Annotated in this window: 13 protein-coding genes and 1 CRISPR repeat array; of the genes, 3 read left to right on the top strand and 10 right to left on the bottom strand. The window is 40.0% G+C overall.

Annotated features, from left to right (window positions below; translation table 11 throughout):
• Nucleotides 1–212 precede the first annotated feature (212 nt).
• Entirely contained in the window at nucleotides 213–917 is a 705-nt protein-coding gene (locus tag EAH57_RS07650; protein WP_121929542.1) for an SIMPL domain-containing protein, read from the top strand.
• Between the two features lie 80 nt (nucleotides 918–997).
• Here EAH57_RS07650 and EAH57_RS07645 read toward each other — a convergent pair whose 3' ends face one another.
• Nucleotides 998–2,092: a fatty acid desaturase family protein gene (locus EAH57_RS07645; protein ID WP_121929696.1), complete on the bottom strand. Its 1,095-nt coding sequence runs from the start codon at nucleotides 2,090–2,092 to the stop codon at nucleotides 998–1,000.
• 14 nt (nucleotides 2,093–2,106) lie between these two features.
• Nucleotides 2,107–3,177 carry a ferredoxin reductase gene (locus EAH57_RS07640; RefSeq protein WP_121929541.1) on the bottom strand — a complete coding sequence of 357 codons (1,071 nt, stop codon included), beginning with the start codon at nucleotides 3,175–3,177 and terminating at the stop codon, nucleotides 2,107–2,109.
• A gap of 140 nt (nucleotides 3,178–3,317) precedes the next feature.
• On the opposite strand from EAH57_RS07640, the gene fabR reads away from it, so the two are divergent.
• Nucleotides 3,318–4,013, top strand: a complete 696-nt coding sequence (gene fabR, locus EAH57_RS07635; RefSeq protein ID WP_121929540.1) for an HTH-type transcriptional repressor FabR — start codon at nucleotides 3,318–3,320, stop codon at nucleotides 4,011–4,013.
• Between the two features lie 19 nt (nucleotides 4,014–4,032).
• Here the strand turns inward: fabR and EAH57_RS07630 are convergent, their stop codons facing one another.
• Entirely contained in the window at nucleotides 4,033–5,166 is a 1,134-nt protein-coding gene (locus EAH57_RS07630) for a TIGR00341 family protein (RefSeq protein ID WP_121929539.1), read from the bottom strand.
• A gap of 242 nt (nucleotides 5,167–5,408) precedes the next feature.
• On the opposite strand from EAH57_RS07630, the gene dps reads away from it, so the two are divergent.
• Nucleotides 5,409–5,906, top strand: a complete 498-nt coding sequence (gene dps, locus EAH57_RS07625; protein WP_005197794.1) for a DNA starvation/stationary phase protection protein Dps — start codon at nucleotides 5,409–5,411, stop codon at nucleotides 5,904–5,906.
• Between the two features lie 59 nt (nucleotides 5,907–5,965).
• Here dps and rapA read toward each other — a convergent pair whose 3' ends face one another.
• From rapA to csy3, 7 genes are all read right to left on the bottom strand, one after another.
• A complete protein-coding gene (gene rapA, locus EAH57_RS07620; RefSeq protein WP_121929538.1) occupies nucleotides 5,966–8,794 on the bottom strand; it encodes an RNA polymerase-associated protein RapA in 2,829 nt (942 codons plus the stop codon).
• A gap of 188 nt (nucleotides 8,795–8,982) precedes the next feature.
• A complete protein-coding gene (locus EAH57_RS07615) occupies nucleotides 8,983–9,627 on the bottom strand; it encodes an RluA family pseudouridine synthase (RefSeq protein ID WP_171407411.1) in 645 nt (214 codons plus the stop codon).
• 142 nt (nucleotides 9,628–9,769) lie between these two features.
• Nucleotides 9,770–10,186 (bottom strand): GlcG/HbpS family heme-binding protein, encoded by a 417-nt coding sequence (locus tag EAH57_RS07610; protein WP_121929536.1) that lies wholly within the window; start codon nucleotides 10,184–10,186, stop codon nucleotides 9,770–9,772.
• A gap of 349 nt (nucleotides 10,187–10,535) precedes the next feature.
• Complete coding sequence (gene hemL / locus EAH57_RS07605) at nucleotides 10,536–11,834, bottom strand: glutamate-1-semialdehyde 2,1-aminomutase (protein ID WP_121929535.1); 1,299 nt, start codon at nucleotides 11,832–11,834, stop codon at nucleotides 10,536–10,538.
• Nucleotides 11,835–11,896: 62 nt separating this feature from the next.
• Entirely contained in the window at nucleotides 11,897–12,508 is a 612-nt protein-coding gene (gene thiE, locus EAH57_RS07600) for a thiamine phosphate synthase (protein ID WP_005197801.1), read from the bottom strand.
• A gap of 135 nt (nucleotides 12,509–12,643) precedes the next feature.
• A CRISPR array of direct repeats spans nucleotides 12,644–15,132; the repeat unit is 28 nt; unit sequence TTTCTAAATGGCGTGTGCCGCCATGAAC.
• A 132-nt stretch (nucleotides 15,133–15,264) separates the two neighbouring features.
• Complete coding sequence (gene cas6f, locus EAH57_RS07595) at nucleotides 15,265–15,876, bottom strand: type I-F CRISPR-associated endoribonuclease Cas6/Csy4 (RefSeq protein ID WP_121929534.1); 612 nt, start codon at nucleotides 15,874–15,876, stop codon at nucleotides 15,265–15,267.
• A 3-nt stretch (nucleotides 15,877–15,879) separates the two neighbouring features.
• Nucleotides 15,880–16,893: a type I-F CRISPR-associated protein Csy3 gene (gene csy3, locus EAH57_RS07590; protein WP_121929533.1), complete on the bottom strand. Its 1,014-nt coding sequence runs from the start codon at nucleotides 16,891–16,893 to the stop codon at nucleotides 15,880–15,882.
• Nucleotides 16,894–16,915: the final 22 nt, after the last annotated feature.

Genomic DNA, 16,915 nt, shown 5'->3' with positions numbered 1-16,915 from the left:
TTTTTTTAACCAGAAAATTATTTTTAGATAAATGGTAAAATATGATTAATTAAGATACTAATTTATAAAAGATTTGTATTTTATTTCTCGTTTGCAAGATACTACACAGATATTACAAATACCCCACAAAATGTGCAGATATTTTCCATGACTTCTTTTTAATATCGAACATGTAAAAATAAATTTTTGATACTAAATTCCAAGGATTTTTTATGCGTACTTTAGCTCTCATGACCATGATGCTTGGAGCAACACTGAGTCCAACTCTTTTTGCCCATGAGCCAGAAAAAATAAACTATAACATTGTCAATATTCAAGCCGATGCTTCACGTCAAGTGGCGAATGATGAAATGCGAGCTGTTCTCTATATTGAGAAAAGCCATAAACAACCTGCTGAGCTATCAAATCAAATCAATCAACTGATGAATCAAGCACAAGCAATTTCTCGCAAATATACACAAGTCAAAGTAGAAACGGGTGCACAAAGTACCTATCCAGTTTATGACAATGACAGCAGAAAACTCAAAGAATGGCGAGCTCGTGCTGAAATCCAACTTGAAAGTAAAGACTTTAAAGCTGCTAGTCAGCTGATCAGTGAATTACAACAAAACTTCCAAACTCAATCCATCAACTTTACCGTCTCAGATGAGCAACGTAAAAAAGTTGAAAATGAATTGATGATTGAGGCATCTAAAAACTTCCAGCAACGCGCACAAGCAATTAGCCAAGCTTGGAATAAAGCGCAATATAATCTGGTGAGTTTAAATCTAAATACCAGTAATTATTTCCCGCAGCCGATTATGCGCGGCGCGATGCCAAAATTTGCAGCGATGGCAGAAGCAGCTCCTGCACAAGATATGGCAGCAGGCGAATCTAAAATTATTGTGAATGCCAATGGAACGATTCAGTTTAAATAATCACAAGATGACCCTGTAAAACGCTCTAAATAAAAAAAGCCCCGAGGCAATTAAACTCAGGGCTTTTTTTGGTTCAAAACTTATTTTTTAAACGGCAATGCATATTTAAAAATACGCCCAACCACTTCACCGAACTGTTTCACAAAGCTCGCGTTATTATAATTTAAGCCATATTTTTCGCAGACAGCCTGAACTTTCGGTGCAATTTGGCGATAGCGACGTGCAGGAATATCTGGAAATAAATGATGTTCAATCTGATGACTTAAATGACCTGTCAAAATATGAAAAGCTTCTGAACCCGTTAAATTGGATGAGCCACGAATCTGACGCATATACCAATGTCCACGGCTTTCATTTTGTAAAATAGCTTTAGGAAAAACTTCGACATCTTTGGTGAAGTGACCACAAAAAATAATACTGAATGTCCAAACATTACGAATCCCATTGGCAACCAAGTTACCTGCAAAAACAGGAATTGCCGAAGGCCCTGCAATCAATGGGAAAAACACATAATCTTTAAACATTTGCTTCATGATTTTCTTTTGCGCTGGCTGCCATTCACGCTTTAATTGCGCGACTGATTTGCGCTTGTATATCACTTTACCTAGTTCAAGGTTTTGAATCGCAACGCCCCATTGAAATAACAAGCTAAATGGCGCGATGTACAAAGGTTGAATCAAAGTAAGTTTCGACCAACGTTGTTCGGGAAACAGACGAAACACACCATAGCCAACATCCTCATCCATCCCTTTCACATTGGTGTAAGTATGATGCTTAAAATTATGCGTTTGTCGCCAATTGTCTGATGTTCCTACAGTGTCCCACTCATAGGTCTGACCATTGAATTTTGGATCATTCATCCAGTCATATTGGCCATGCATCACATTATGACCCAGCTCCATATTCTCCATGATTTTGGCAAAGCCCAATAAACCTGTACCCAATAACCATGCCGGCGGAAACCAACCAGCGAATAACAAAGCACGCCCTAATATGCTGCTATAACGAATAGAAGAATAGACTCGACGGATATATTTGGCATCTTTTTCACCTAAATCATTCAAGACCTCTTGTTTGATTTGATCCAGCTCACGTGCAAAATCATCTAACTCTGCGGCAGTCAAATCACGGTTTTTAGGATTTTTAAAATATTCAATTTTAACAGGCATATTCATAATCATTTTCTCGCTTATAGATCAATCACAAGATCTGATTGAGCCGAATTTACACAAATTTTTAATAACTGAGCAGGTTCATGATTTGCTGAACCATTGAGAAGATTTTTGGTTGCACCTTGCGCTTTACTACAGGCGCATTTATTACAGATTCCCATACGACAGCCGTGATTTGGCTTAATGCCTTGTTGTTCCAAACTCGCTAAGATCGATTGGCCTTTTGGAATTGCCACAGTCTTATTGGACTGGGTCAATCGAACATTAATAAAGCCCGTATCATTTGCATCAACATCAAATTGACTCAAACTAAATGCTTCTGTCTGAATCGAGGCCGCATCTGCAAACAATGTTTCCGCTGTCGCTGCAAATCCTGATGGCCCACATGCATATACTGTGGTTTCATTTAAAGTCGTGAATTGCGCTACATGGCTTTGGTTTAAGCGTTGATCTTGTTCTTGGGTATAAAAAATTTGATAACTAAAATTTGGAAAATTTTCAGCAACTTCTTTTAAATATTCAGCATAAGCTGCATCTTCATGCGTTTTCACCCAATACATCAGTTGAACTGGCATACGCACAAGTTGTTTTGATTGGCACATTTCCTCAATCAGACTCAACATGGGAGTAATGCCACTACCTGCTGCTAAAAGTAATAAATGAGGGGTTAGGATATGATGGCGTTGCATTTCACCATACGGTTGACCGAAATACAGAATATCTCCAATTTTACTTTGTTCAACCAACCAAGAGCTCACGATTCCTTGATCAACCTTTTTAACCGTTAAACAAAGATTATCTTCATCTAATTGCATCAAACTATAAGTACGTTCGTAATGACGACCAGCGATCTCAACCGTAATCGGATGATGCTGACCTGCTACACCACGCTTTACATGACGATTGCACTGCAAAATAAGACTCACGGTATCTTTCGCCACGATTTGTTTTTTTACGACTTTGGCTAAAGGTTGATTAATCGACCATAATGGATTGATTTTCTGTAACCAAAAATTGGCGTCATGGCTGTTCATTACGCTTTGAGCCAATGAATTGAATAGAGAATTTCTCTTTTCGGTTGCATACATGAGCAGTTACTCTGGTTGTTTTTTAATTATTATACACATGTATATATATTTGTATATATACATGTGTATAATAATTTGTATTTCACAAGTTCACAGACAACCGCTATACTCTGAACTAGCTCACTTATATTTTGACAACAATGGTTCATTCTTCTTTGACAGCACCAACTCATGACACATTAGCGCAACAAGATGTCAATCCAGTTAAACATCCCATCCGTACTGTTGGGCGAAAAGCGACGATTACCAAAGAAGAATTATTTCAAGCAACTTTAAATTTAATCGGTCCACAAAAAAGCATTTCATCACTCAGTCTTCGAGAAATTGCACGTGAAGCAGCGATTGCACCCAATAGTTTTTATCGTCATTTTAAGGATATTGATGAACTCGCGATTGCCTTAATTGATCGAGCGGGCTTGGTTTTGCGTAAAATTATTCGTGAAGCACGATTAAAAGCGGTGTTACAGCAAAGCATTATTCGCAGCTCAGTCGAAGTGTTTATTCAGCAACTCGATGCCGATGAAGGCAATCTCAGCTTATTACTTCGTGAGAGTTATACAGGTTCGACCTCTTATAAAGCCGCAGTTGATCGCCAGTTGATTTTTTTTCAACAAGAATTACAAGAAGATCTGATTCGTTTGGAGCAAATGAATAACAGTAAAATCAGCCATGCGGATATTGCTGCGAAAGCCATCACCCAATTGGTTTTCAATATGGGGGCAAAAGTTCTTGATCTGCCTGCCGAACAACGTCTAGAAGTTGCAGAACAAACCATGGTGATGATTCGTATGATTTTAGAGGGCGCACGTCATTTGGATGAGGCGAGCATTAGATAAATTCCAAAATACTTTTTAGTTACTTCGTGATTAATCGCTTTGCTTCTCGATCACTCAATTTGATCTTAACTTCGTCATGTGCTTGAATAATCTGTACAGGTATAAATCGTATTTGTACAATAGTTGGCATCTTTTTTAGATCATTGGGTAGGACTTGATTCAACTTTTTGATCTCATCAGATGAGGGTGCAGTATCACCTTGTATAACCACGCGAGCTAACGTGTGTTGGTCGCGTGAATCGAACTGAATCTTATCAATAATATTATTATTTTTATTTAAAGCCTCAATAATCTCTGTTTTTGTTTTCGTTTCATACATTTGCTTCTGAATCATGTGAAGAAAGTTTGCTGTTAAATAAACCGTTAATACCAGCAAAAAAAGTAAACTAATCACATTGCGTTTTATAAACTCTAATACATTACTTTTTACTTCCTCATCTGAACCACGTCTAAAGCCTGCAATCCACAACACAAGAGATGAACTGATTTGAATTGCAACAATATTGGTAAATGCCAATAAAAAAGCATTCGCAGAATTGCGTAAATCCCAATGCGCCAATAAAATCCCACTCGCAACGAGTGGTGGAACTAACGCCGTCGCCACAGCAACACCAACCACAGCGACAGACAATCGAGGTGACACTGCTGCAAATGCCCCTGCAGCCCCACCTGCCAATGCGATCATTAAATCAATAACATTCGGTTGAGTCCTCGATAGAATTTCATGGGTGAGCGCCATATTAAAATTAATCAGACCTAGTACAACCCCGATGCCGAAAATCATCATGACACCCAAAACGAGCGTTTTAAGGGCCGTAACAAATAAAATCCATCTATTGTCAATAAATGATAATGCGATTGCTGAGATCGGCCCTAACATCATGGCAACCAACATCGCACCGATCACCACAGCTGATGAATTCGCCAATAGACCATATCCTGCGATTACAGCTGCCAAAGCATTCATGATAAAGAATGTTTTAGTTGGCAAAGCATCAGCCTGAATATTCAACCGTACTAATTTATGATCAATCTTTTTAGCGTTCTCTCTCAAAGCTTGTTTATAACGGAGCTTTTCTTTCAAAACTTCTATCTTTTTTTGTTTTGGATGATCATTAATCACAATAGTGGGATGGTCTTTTTCATTTTCCATTTATTATATCTCATCAATTCAACGTTTTATTCATCATCATTTTTTCAACGACACTGAATTCCTATTTGTTAGCTATATTAACCTAAGACGATGTAATGACTTTAAAAAAAATTCATACTCACTATAGTTTACAAAAGGCTTAATAATTAAAACACTCAATCCCCCATCATTAGGCGTAGGCTAAGTTGAAATAATGGTTTTATTCACTTTGTTTGACCCTACTATAATTGAATGAGGTAACTATGAGTTCTTCAGCAGCTAAAACTTTAAAAGTTTATACACGTAATAATTTAGACGACTCGATCAAAGAAGCCACCGTTAAAATACTCAATCAAATTCTTGCCAATCTTATTGATTTATCATTACTGACCAAACAAGCACACTGGAATATGCGAGGAAGTAACTTTATCGCGGTTCATGAAATGTTAGATATGTTCCGCACCTCGCTTATTACACATTTGGATAATGTTGCAGAACGTGCAGTCCAAATTGGTGGAACGGCACTAGGAACCACACAAACTGTTGCTGAAAGCTCACATTTAAAACCTTATCCAGTCGCTATACATGCTGTACAAGATCACTTAAAAGAACTTGCCGATCGTTATGGTGTGGTGGCAAATCATTTGCGTGACACCATTGATGAAATTGAAGATCCAATTTCTGAAGATATTATTCATGCTGCTTTGGAAGATTTAGATCAATATTTATGGTTCTTGGAAGCCAATATCGACCAAAAATAATTTTATCTCAGCATAAAAAAACGAGGGTATTCCCTCGTTTTTTTATTAAAACTATAAATTTAAGGCTTTACCACCACCAAAACCTGAATCGCTTCTGGTGTTACAGAAAGACCATCCAATAAACCTAATCCCTCTTGTTGGAACTTTTGTAAACGCTCAATTTCATCTTGACGAATACTAGGATTGAACTGTTTAAGATAGGTTAAACGCTCGATTTCGTATTGCCATTTATTGCCGTAGTGTTCTTTGGCTTGTTGAGTCAGCTCTGGTAAAGATGTCTTGGCAATTTCCAAAGCTTGCGCATAGCGCTCTTCGATGACATCACGGCGCGCTTTCACCACTTGGCGACAGCTATTGCCATCTAAATGATGTAAGTACGGACGTAAGATACTTGGATCAATTTTGGCAGATAAATCTTGACCATTTTCACTGAGCAATACGCGAATCAATTGCTTTGGTAAGCTTGATGGCAAGTTTAGTGCTTTCGGTGCTATCACTTCCACTTTAAACCAAACTTCAAGCAATACCGAACCTTGTTTCAAAGCATTCGATTTGAGCAATGCAACATTAGTACTACCAAAGGATTGAGTACGGATCATTTCCATCATACTTTCGATAAATGGATGTTCCAGCGTCAAGTATTGTGCGTCTTCACGGATCTGTGCCTGATCACGATAGAAGGTTGCGGTCATACCTTCTTCGTCTAAAGTCAAACCTTGGACTTGCATCTGATCAGTTGGTTTGATGATCACGGTACCATTGCTTTGCTCATCAAAATCAATATTGGTCGATGACATAAAACGTTTTACAAACATTGGCAATGTCGTATTGTCATCATAGTCTTCAAGTGCTTGTACAATGCCTTGTGCCACCACAGGGCGACATGAATTGTATTCTAACAAACGATCACGACCCGCTTGTAACTCAGCTTCTAAGGCTTGACGTTGAACATTGACTTCTTCAAGTAGATCTTCAAAGGTCTGACCTTGATCCGCCAACAAACAGTCTTTAAGCTCAATAATGAAGTTTTCTTGCAGTGTTTGTGCTGTCGGTGAAATACTGCTGAAAATATTGAGCGCCTCGTTGTACCAACGGAACATACGCTCTTGCGCAGTACCAATCAAATACGGCACATGAATTTGAATACGATTTTCTTGACCAATACGGTCTAAACGTCCGATACGCTGTTCAAGCACGTCAGGGTTTGAAGGCAAGTCAAATAAAACTAAATCACTGGCAAATTGGAAATTACGCCCTTCCGAACCAATTTCAGAACACAACAGAATTTGAGCACCATAACTGTCTTCAGCAAAATATGCCGCCGCTTGGTCACGTTCCAATAAGCTCATGCCTTCATGGAACATCGCCGTACGAATACCTGCATGTAAACGCAAGACATTTTCAAGTGCTTCAACCACAGGTCCACTGCGTGCAATCAACAACACTTTCTTATGTTTTAAATCTTTGCGTAGCACTTCCATCAACCATGATACACGCGGATCACTTTCCATCCATGCGCCATCAAGTTGACCTTCTTCTGGCCACATCTGCTCACGCATTTTACCATCCATTGACCAATCTTCTGGCGCTGGCAATGGTGCTGGCTGACAATCACGTCCAGGGAAACCTTGAATCGCTTCACGGGTGTTGCGGAATAAAATACGACCTGTGCCATGACGGTCTAATAATTCATGAATAGCGCGCATACGCTGTTCAGGCTGATCGTCAATACGATGACCCAATAAGCTTTCCAGTGCCGTAAGGTGCTCTTCAGTCAATGCATCATCTGACATCAACACTTCCGCAATTTTTGCAGTATGTTGATATTTTTCTTCTTCATCGAGGAAACGATCTAAGCTACTAAAACGTTGCGGATCGAGCAAACGTAAACGGGCAAAATGACTTTCTACGCCTAACTGTTCAGGTGTTGCTGTAAGCAATAATACACCCGCTGTTTGTTCTGCAAGTTCTTCGACCAGATCATAACGATCATTACCGCCCTCTTCTTCACTCCACATTAAATGATGTGCTTCATCAACCACAAGTAAATCGAAACCAGCTTCGATGGCTTGTTCACGTAAATCTTCATGGTCAACCATGAGATCTACGCTGGCAATAATGCATTGCTCAGTTAAAAATGGATTGAGATCAGGATCATGTTCTTTGATCGAAGCAGTACGGGTCAAATCAAATAAAGAGAATTGCAAATTGAAACGGCGACGCATTTCAATCATCCACTGATATTGCAATGAATCAGGCACTAAAATCAGGATACGTTCTGAACGCCCTGTTTTTAGTTGTTGATGCATAATCAAACCCGCTTCAATGGTTTTACCTAGCCCCACTTCATCAGCCAACAAGACACGTGGTGCAAAACGCTTACCGACTTCATGCGCGATATAAAGTTGATGCGGAATCAGCCCTACACGTGCACCGAGAAAACCACGCAATGGGCTGGTATGCATTTGCGCTTGTAACAGCATAGATTCAATGCGGAGGTCGTACCATTCTTTGTAATCGACCTGACTAGCTAACAGACGTTCTAATGGTTTTGAAAGCTGGATTTGCGCACCGATACGCGTTTCATTCAGAGATTTACGCTCTTGCTCGCCATTTTCTAAGCTGCGAATCACATCATAACGCAATACACCGTGACGATCTTCGATTGACTCAACAATCCATTTAACGCCTTCTTGGTCTTGAACTTCATCTTTGACATTAAAGATGATCCGAGACAAAGGTGCATTATTGCGTGCATAAACACGGGTCTCATCACTCTTTGGAAATAAAATGCTGATAGAACGTTCATCTACATCAATAAGAACACCTAAACCAAGTTCAGTTTCTGTATCTGATAACCAACGTTGACCAATAGCAAACTGCTGCAATTTATTCCACCTTTATCTCATGTTAGCCTACATATTGTATGCGTTAAACCGACGAAAGTTTAAGCTATTTTATGTAGTTTTAAGTTTGGTATTATGGTGTGATTGAACCACCTAATAACCCCAATATTTTGACATAAAGCAAACTCAAATGGCGTGCTCTACATCCTATTTAATCAAAAAATCTACTGCTAAAACGGTACAGGACAATCAAAAGTGAGTGTTGCACCTGTTTTAGGGTGAGCAAAGCTCAATTGCGTTGCATGTAAACATAAACGCGCATAAAGCTGTTGCTGTTGTGCTGTGGCATATAATGTATCGCCAAGAATAGGATGACCCAAATATTGCATATGTACGCGAAGCTGATGTGAACGCCCTGTAATTGGCGTCAGTTTAACACGTGTAACTGGTTGCCCTTGAATTTCAAAATGCTCAATCGCTTGCCATTCGGTTAATGCAGGTTTGTGATATGAGGCATCGACGATATGAAGTGGTGGCCGAGTTGGATCATAAATCACAGGAATATCAACTGTGCCCTGACCTTGTAAATGTCCAGCCACCAATGCTTGATAAATTTTTGAGGTTTGACGATCTTGAAATTGACGTGAAATGGTGCTTTGACCAAACTTAGATAAGCCAAACACTAAGATACCTGAAGTATCTCGATCTAAACGATGGATGAGCAACGTTTTTGCTTCTAATTCTAGTAAACGATTGATCAAACAATCTTGTAAATCAGCAGTTTTACCCGGTACTGTGAGTAAGCCTGCTGGTTTATGGATGACCATAAAATCTTCATCACGATGAATCAAATGTTCACTTAGAAAATCATTCAAGGTAGCTTTCCAACGACTGGATGAAAACAAGCGGGCAATCATAAAAAGCTTGGCGCTGAATTACAATGCATGACACGTATTTTTACTGATTTTTTTCGTGTTTCTCTCGATATTTCATCCAGAATCGAATTTAAACGATAATTTAGGCCTGTTGCTCTAGAAATTGTTGAATCGCATACTGGGCAATTTCTGCATCCTGAAAAGATTGCACACCTGAAACACCAACAGCTCCGACAACCTGCCCTTGATAGACAATCGGCTCACCGCCTTCTAACATGCCTTTTGCTGCATTAACCGTTAAAAAGCCGATTTTACCATCGCGAATCAGATCTTCTGATACTTTGGTTGCCCTACGACTGACCGCAGCAGAGTGGGCTTTTTCTTGGCAAATCTGTGTCGATAATACCGATGCACCATCCATACGCTTCATCATCAACAATGTTCCACCGTCATCGACAACGGCAACGCTGACATTAAAATCATGCTCGGTCGCATAATGCAATGCTGTATCAACCAGAATTTCCACATCCGCCGCAGTTAAATAATGTTTAGTTTTCATTATTACTCCATTCCTATGAGTTTTTATCAAAAGCTTATTTAAAATATGATCCATAGAAGCGCCATCTAAAGCTTGCACAAACCAAAACGTTAAGGCTTTGAGGCAGCTAAAGATAAGCGCAAATATAGTTTACTATTCAAGCATTATTTTATCTTGCGGTACAGTAAAGATTATTTAACTTTGCTGTTCCTAGTTGTGGTTTATCATACAAATAACTGGGAACTCAGTAAGATTGCATTCCGATTATTGATTATTCTAAATCGATTAAGGTCTATTTTTATTCAGATCAACCTAAATCTATTCCATTAAAAAAGCCCGAAAAAATCGGGCTTATGTAGGCATCATAGCGTTATTTCATTTCAGCAAAGGTTTCTTTTGCTGCCTGAATAGTATCAGCAATATCCTGATCAGAATGCATCGACGAAATAAATCCTGCTTCAAATGCAGATGGCGCAAGGTAAACACCACGCTTTAACATGCCATGGAAGAATTTCTTAAATGCTTCGACATCACACGCCAACATGGAATCAAAGCTGGTAATGTCCTCTTGATCGGTGAAATACAAACCAAACATACCACCGACTTGTTGGGTCTTAAATGGAATACCCACTTCATCTGCCGCAGCTTGTAAACCAGTCAACAATTTTTCTAACTGCGCAGCAAGTTTTGCATAGAAATCAGCTTCGCGTAAATGCTTGAACATGGCGATACCCGCACGCATTGCCAATGGATTGCCCGACAATGTACCTGCTTGATAAACCCCGCCTAAAGGTGCGATGCATTCCATGATTTCACGTTTACCGCCGAAAGCACCGACAGGTAAGCCCGCACCAATAATTTTACCTAAGGTGGTCAAATCAGGTTTTACGTTATAAACCGACTGAGCGCCGCCTAAAGCAACACGGAAACCAGTCATCACTTCATCAATAATAAACACAGATTTGTATTCATCACAGACATCGCGAATCGCTTGTAAGAAGCCTTCAATTGGGGTAACTAAATTCATATTACCTGCCACAGGTTCAATGATTACCCCTGCGATCTCATGACCAAACTTAGCAAAGCATTCTTTCAAAGCTTCAATATTGTTATACGGTAAAGTTAAGGTATGTTTAGCAAAATCGGCTGGCACACCTTTCGATGTTGGTTCGCCTTCACCTAAAGTCAGTAAACCAGAACCTGCTTTCACTAATAATGAATCTGAATGACCGTGATAGCAGCCTTCAAATTTCACGATTTTGTCACGACCTGTATAACCACGTGCCAAACGAATTGCGGTCATGGTTGCTTCTGTACCTGAACTGGTCATACGAACCATTTCAATTGAAGGCATGATCTCGCAAATCGTGTCTGCTAAAGTGGTTTCGTGGACCGTTGGGGCACCAAAACTCAGACCATCTTCAGCCGCAGTTTGGACTGCTTGGATAATATCAGGATGCGCATGGCCTAAAATCATCGGTCCCCATGAACCAACATAATCGACATACTGCTTGCCATCTACATCCCATAAGTACGCACCTTTTGCCTTTTCAATAAAGACAGGCGTACCACCAACACCGTTAAATGCACGTACAGGCGAATTTACACCGCCCGGAATATGTTTATTTGCTTGTTTAAATAACTGTTCTTGCTTTGGAGATAAACTCATAAAAGACTCAACCTAAATCGAAAATGAGGAACGACTGCTGTTCCACAAGGCGAATGAAAAAATTATGCAAATAACTTTGCCCATGCGTCTACACGAGCAGGAATTTCGGCTGTTGATCGTCCTAATATATCACTAATCACCGCACAAAGGCTCGCCCCCGCATCAATCACCGCTTGAGAATTTTCCACGGTTAGACCACCAATTGCACAAATGGGCACATGATATTTTTGTTTGGCTTGTTGAATAACCTCTATGCCAACATTTCCTGCTTCAGGCTTGGTCGCCGTTGCATATACAGCACCAAATGCAACATAGCTTGCCCCATCGGCAATTGCTTTGTCAGCCAGCTCTAATGAGTTGAGACAAGTACGCCCAATAATGACATCTTGCGCTAAACGTTGAGTCGCTTCGGTAATTTCACCATCTGACTGCCCAAGATGAACTCCTAAACCAAATTTTTCCGCCATTGCCAAATCATCATTAATCACAAATGGAACTTGGTATTTTTCACAAAGGCTTTTGATTTGTTCGACTTCGGTTGGTTGATCTAATTTCGCTACTTTTTTACGGCGATATTGCAAAATGGCAATATGCCCTGTCCCCAATGCTGCATTTAATTTTTCTAGTAATAATTGGAGAGGATCATCATTGGTAATGAGGTAAACACCGCGCATTAGAATTTCACTATAAGTAAGTTCACATCAGATTATATTTTCTATTCGGAAATTTAAAGAGAGGTTGTGTGTTAGTAATCAAAATTAAGCTGCCTACATGGCTGTGAACTCCTCGATTCCTCTTTGACCTACCTTTTTCTAAATGACGTGTGCCGTCATGAACTACAGATTTATATTTGATAGAGGACTAGCTATTTTCTAAATGACGTGTGCCGTCATGAACAGTCATTAGTAACAGTAACTTTAGAGTCGGCATTTCTAAATGACGTGTGCCGTCATGAACTGTGTATCAAGAAATTGAGACGCATGATCAGCTTTCTAAATGACGTGTGCCGTCATGAACAATAACGCAGAAGGTATGCGGTTGTGGGGAGATTTCTAAATGGCGTGTGCCGCCATGAACGCAACAAACGGCGCTTGATATCGCCCGTGATGTTTCTAAATGGCGTGTGCCGCCATGAACTATTACATGGTATTCCTGAAATTGATCATAAATTTCTAAATGGCGTGTGCCGCCATGAACCTTTTTCGCCGCGGCTTTTCGCACTTCGATCGTTTCTAAATGGCGTGTGCCGCCATGAACGAGTTCGCAGAGGATTTTGAGTTCGTCAATGATTTCTAAATGGCGTGTGCCGCCATGAACCTTGAATATGCCTTTACGCTTACCCAGATCTATTTCTAAATGGCGTGTGCCGCCATGAACTTGATGAAATTAAAAGTGAATTGGTCGCTAAATTTCTAAATGGCGTGTGCCGCCATGAACGGCATTCTGACTCATCAATATTATAGTGGTCATTTCTAAATGGCGTGTGCCGCCATGAACATGCGTAACGGTCAGATCGGCGCGCGTCAAGCTTTCTAAATGGCGTGTGCCGCCATGAACAAACCCCTGAGCTGTGATTTACTTGTGTGCTCTTTCTAAATGGCGTGTGCCGCCATGAACGTAGCCACAATTAAAGGACAGACACCTATTCATTTCTAAATGGCGTGTGCCGCCATGAACCAGGCGGTACTGGTATCGCTCAATTGTTGAATTTTCTAAATGGCGTGTGCCGCCATGAACCAGGCGGTACTGGTATCGCTCAATTGTTGAATTTTCTAAATGGCGTGTGCCGCCATGAACGTTTAGAAATGACTTCTACTAACGTGCAATAATTTCTAAATGGCGTGTGCCGCCATGAACATTTGTTTAGTGATTTCCCTCATTTGTATTATTTTCTAAATGGCGTGTGCCGCCATGAACCTCTTGTGTTGCCGACAACAGTCTTACCTCTTTTTCTAAATGGCGTGTGCCGCCATGAACGTAACACTGAATTAATGAAGGCGGCATGGAGTTTTCTAAATGGCGTGTGCCGCCATGAACTTTCGTAATCTCGAATACCAGCTTGTTTGATATTTCTAAATGGCGTGTGCCGCCATGAACCGTATTCAATGGCTCTTATAAGCTGGGCGCAATTTCTAAATGGCGTGTGCCGCCATGAACGTTGTTTAATTTTAGACTTATATCATTCAACGTTTCTAAATGGCGTGTGCCGCCATGAACCATTGCACAGCAAATTCTTTGTCGTATTCAATTTTCTAAATGGCGTGTGCCGCCATGAACGTAGTTTGCACCATCAAGCATTTCTTCAATTATTTCTAAATGGCGTGTGCCGCCATGAACTGCGAGCCATGATTTCAAGCCCTTGTTTGTTGTTTCTAAATGGCGTGTGCCGCCATGAACAATGCTGTTAACACGGAGGGCAAGACACTGCTTTCTAAATGGCGTGTGCCGCCATGAACAAGTACGTATGGTCATCCATCAACCACGCTTATTTCTAAATGGCGTGTGCCGCCATGAACATCCCTGTATTCAATAAGCGCATCTTTGAAAATTTCTAAATGGCGTGTGCCGCCATGAACTGGTTGTTGGTGTTGAATGAAAAACTGAGTGATTTCTAAATGGCGTGTGCCGCCATGAACAAGCATCAGGCGATTTAGAATCCTGACGCACTTTTCTAAATGGCGTGTGCCGCCATGAACAAATAACACGTTCTCTATGGTTTCCTTCTTTTTTTCTAAATGGCGTGTGCCGCCATGAACAAGCAATTGAATATTTTAAGGATGCTGAGTCAATTTCTAAATGGCGTGTGCCGCCATGAACCCAACTGGATAAGTGGAGTGAATAACCCTACATTTCTAAATGGCGTGTGCCGCCATGAACATAAATACTGGCATCGATCAATAGAGTTGACTTTTCTAAATGGCGTGTGCCGCCATGAACAATATTTATCAAAACTGCGAACCCACCCCAGCTTTCTAAATGGCGTGTGCCGCCATGAACCGACAATGAGTAAGAATTGCATTCTGTTGAAATTTCTAAATGGCGTGTGCCGCCATGAACCCATATTAAAGTAAGCAGGTACTTGTTTCTGAGTTTCTAAATGGCGTGTGCCGCCATGAACGTGCCGACGATGACAGTGCAACTTTAGATGCATTTCTAAATGGCGTGTGCCGCCATGAACATTCCGATGGTACAAAGCTATTTTTAGCAGGTTTTCTAAATGGCGTGTGCCGCCATGAAGTTGTTCCGATAATCCCAGAAGAATGTGTGTGTTTTCTAAATGGCGTGTGCCGCCATGAACTATAAAATTATAGTAAAAATATAAGTTACAACAAGTATTTATCATGGATTTTGGCATGTTACCCAATCAAAAAATGGCTTGTTGTAACTTATTGATTTTATTAAGCTGTTAAAGAGTAGAAAAAATATTGGGTCAAAACTCTGGAACTGTTGCAGTTCTACTTAGTCCATACGTTCCAAATTTCCCATCTTTCGCCTCATCAGCAACAGACTTACCAATATATAAGCGATACGGTCGATCTATATTTTCCTCACGTTTAGCACTAAGACTTTTTAAACTAACATAAGGCTCAACCACAGGTTGCTCAACATATTGTTTAAAATGCTGCTTAGCTTCAGCCAAAGGAATATTATGACGCTGTGCTTGATGAGCAATGCGCTCTTCTAAACTCATCTTTGGATTAACACGGTAATAATGTGCATAGCCTGTGATCTTAGCTTGCGGCACTTCACGCGGTTGAATGATGTGCACATAATCCGTCAATCGTTCTAGCCACTTACCTAAATTAAGCTGCTGTAACTCATTTTCCGTTTTTGCAAAGATACGAATTTTTGTACCCAAAAATCCAAATTTCTTTTGCTCATTGGTACGATATTGAGGAAAAGAAACTCCGAGGTAGCTCCTTTCCTGCTCATCACTATGTTCGGCAAAAGCAATATGGAGCTGGGTATAAACTTTTGACCAAATAAAATAGGGGGAAATTTCATCTTGATCAATCAAGGTAATTTCTTGATACCAATCCATCAATTACTCCTTGCCACTTTGACCAAAAACTCCACCACGTACCAAAACTGCCATCACGTAATGCTCTTGCTCAGGATTCTCAAGTGACTCCCCCAGTGCATATTTATCAAATAAACTAAAAAAGTCTTTTTTATCTTTAGGCGTACGATAAGCCTTTCCAAGATTAGTTACTGCACCGTATGGCTCAATAGCAATTGCAGCTTTTTTCTCTTCAAATTCAGGATACCAAGTATCAATTGTACGTAACGCATTACCAATTTTTTGAGAGTGCATTGCAGCAACATCATTCACATGATAAAGAATTTTACTCTTATCGCCCTTCCCTTTATCCAATACCAACTCTTCACTTGGGTAAACTTCTTGGGCTTTGCCAACCAATGCATAAGCTTCAACTTTAATTAATAAATATGCTGTTTCACCTTTTAAGGCTTGCGCAATTTGATTCGCCAAGTTTTGAACTTTTTCATCGACCTGATCAAAGTCATGCAATGGATATTCCAAAGCATTAAACGTTACTTCAGGTTGATCATTAACTGTGACAATAACTTCTATTTTTTCAGCTCCCACACGATTACGCCATAAGAAACGTGCATTGGCGATATTCAGAGCATAACGTTTTGCTAATTCTGTAAAACCATATTGTTGAATATAGTTATTAGCAACCGAGTGATAAGATTTTAGAAATATTTCATTATTACAAGCTGATGGATTTTCAACTCCACCCAATACTTTTAAAGTGAATCCAACTTTCAAAGTGTCTTGGTGTTCACCCAAAGCACAGGCATCTACAGTTTGTAAATTGGCTTTTTCAACTTCCGCATTCAGTTTTAATGGATCACTTGCAACGGCTGGTTTCAAACGGTTTGAAATAGTTCCACGTACTGATTTTTGAATCAGTTCCAAAGCTGTTTGTTCTTTACGATTTCCCCACGACGTTCCATAAAAATAACCATCAGATGGAACAAGTTTCTTTTCAAATGCGAGTACACTTGCAACTACTTTTTCATTTTTAGCCATGATTTTTTCCTTTTTCAGTTTT

Source organism: Acinetobacter sp. 2JN-4, assembly GCF_003687745.1.
GTDB lineage: Bacteria > Pseudomonadota > Gammaproteobacteria > Pseudomonadales > Moraxellaceae > Acinetobacter > Acinetobacter halotolerans.
The sequence above is the reverse complement of the archived record's forward strand: the minus strand, read 5'-3'. Positions and strand labels throughout refer to the sequence as shown.

Excerpts from the sequence above, each read along its gene's own strand:
- EAH57_RS07645 (WP_121929696.1), bottom strand. The coding sequence starts at position 2,092 with ATGAATATGCCTGTTAAAATTGAATATTTTAAAAATCCTAAAAACCGT.
- csy3 (WP_121929533.1), bottom strand. The coding sequence starts at position 16,893 with ATGGCTAAAAATGAAAAAGTAGTTGCAAGTGTACTCGCATTTGAAAAG.
- EAH57_RS07630 (WP_121929539.1), bottom strand. The coding sequence starts at position 5,166 with ATGGAAAATGAAAAAGACCATCCCACTATTGTGATTAATGATCATCCA.
- cas6f (WP_121929534.1), bottom strand. The coding sequence starts at position 15,876 with ATGGATTGGTATCAAGAAATTACCTTGATTGATCAAGATGAAATTTCC.
- fabR (WP_121929540.1), top strand. The coding sequence starts at position 3,318 with ATGGTTCATTCTTCTTTGACAGCACCAACTCATGACACATTAGCGCAA.
- EAH57_RS07610 (WP_121929536.1), bottom strand. The coding sequence starts at position 10,186 with ATGAAAACTAAACATTATTTAACTGCGGCGGATGTGGAAATTCTGGTT.
- thiE (WP_005197801.1), bottom strand. The coding sequence starts at position 12,508 with ATGCGCGGTGTTTACCTCATTACCAATGATGATCCTCTCCAATTATTA.
- hemL (WP_121929535.1), bottom strand. The coding sequence starts at position 11,834 with ATGAGTTTATCTCCAAAGCAAGAACAGTTATTTAAACAAGCAAATAAA.
- dps (WP_005197794.1), top strand. The coding sequence starts at position 5,409 with ATGAGTTCTTCAGCAGCTAAAACTTTAAAAGTTTATACACGTAATAAT.
- EAH57_RS07650 (WP_121929542.1), top strand. The coding sequence starts at position 213 with ATGCGTACTTTAGCTCTCATGACCATGATGCTTGGAGCAACACTGAGT.
- EAH57_RS07640 (WP_121929541.1), bottom strand. The coding sequence starts at position 3,177 with ATGTATGCAACCGAAAAGAGAAATTCTCTATTCAATTCATTGGCTCAA.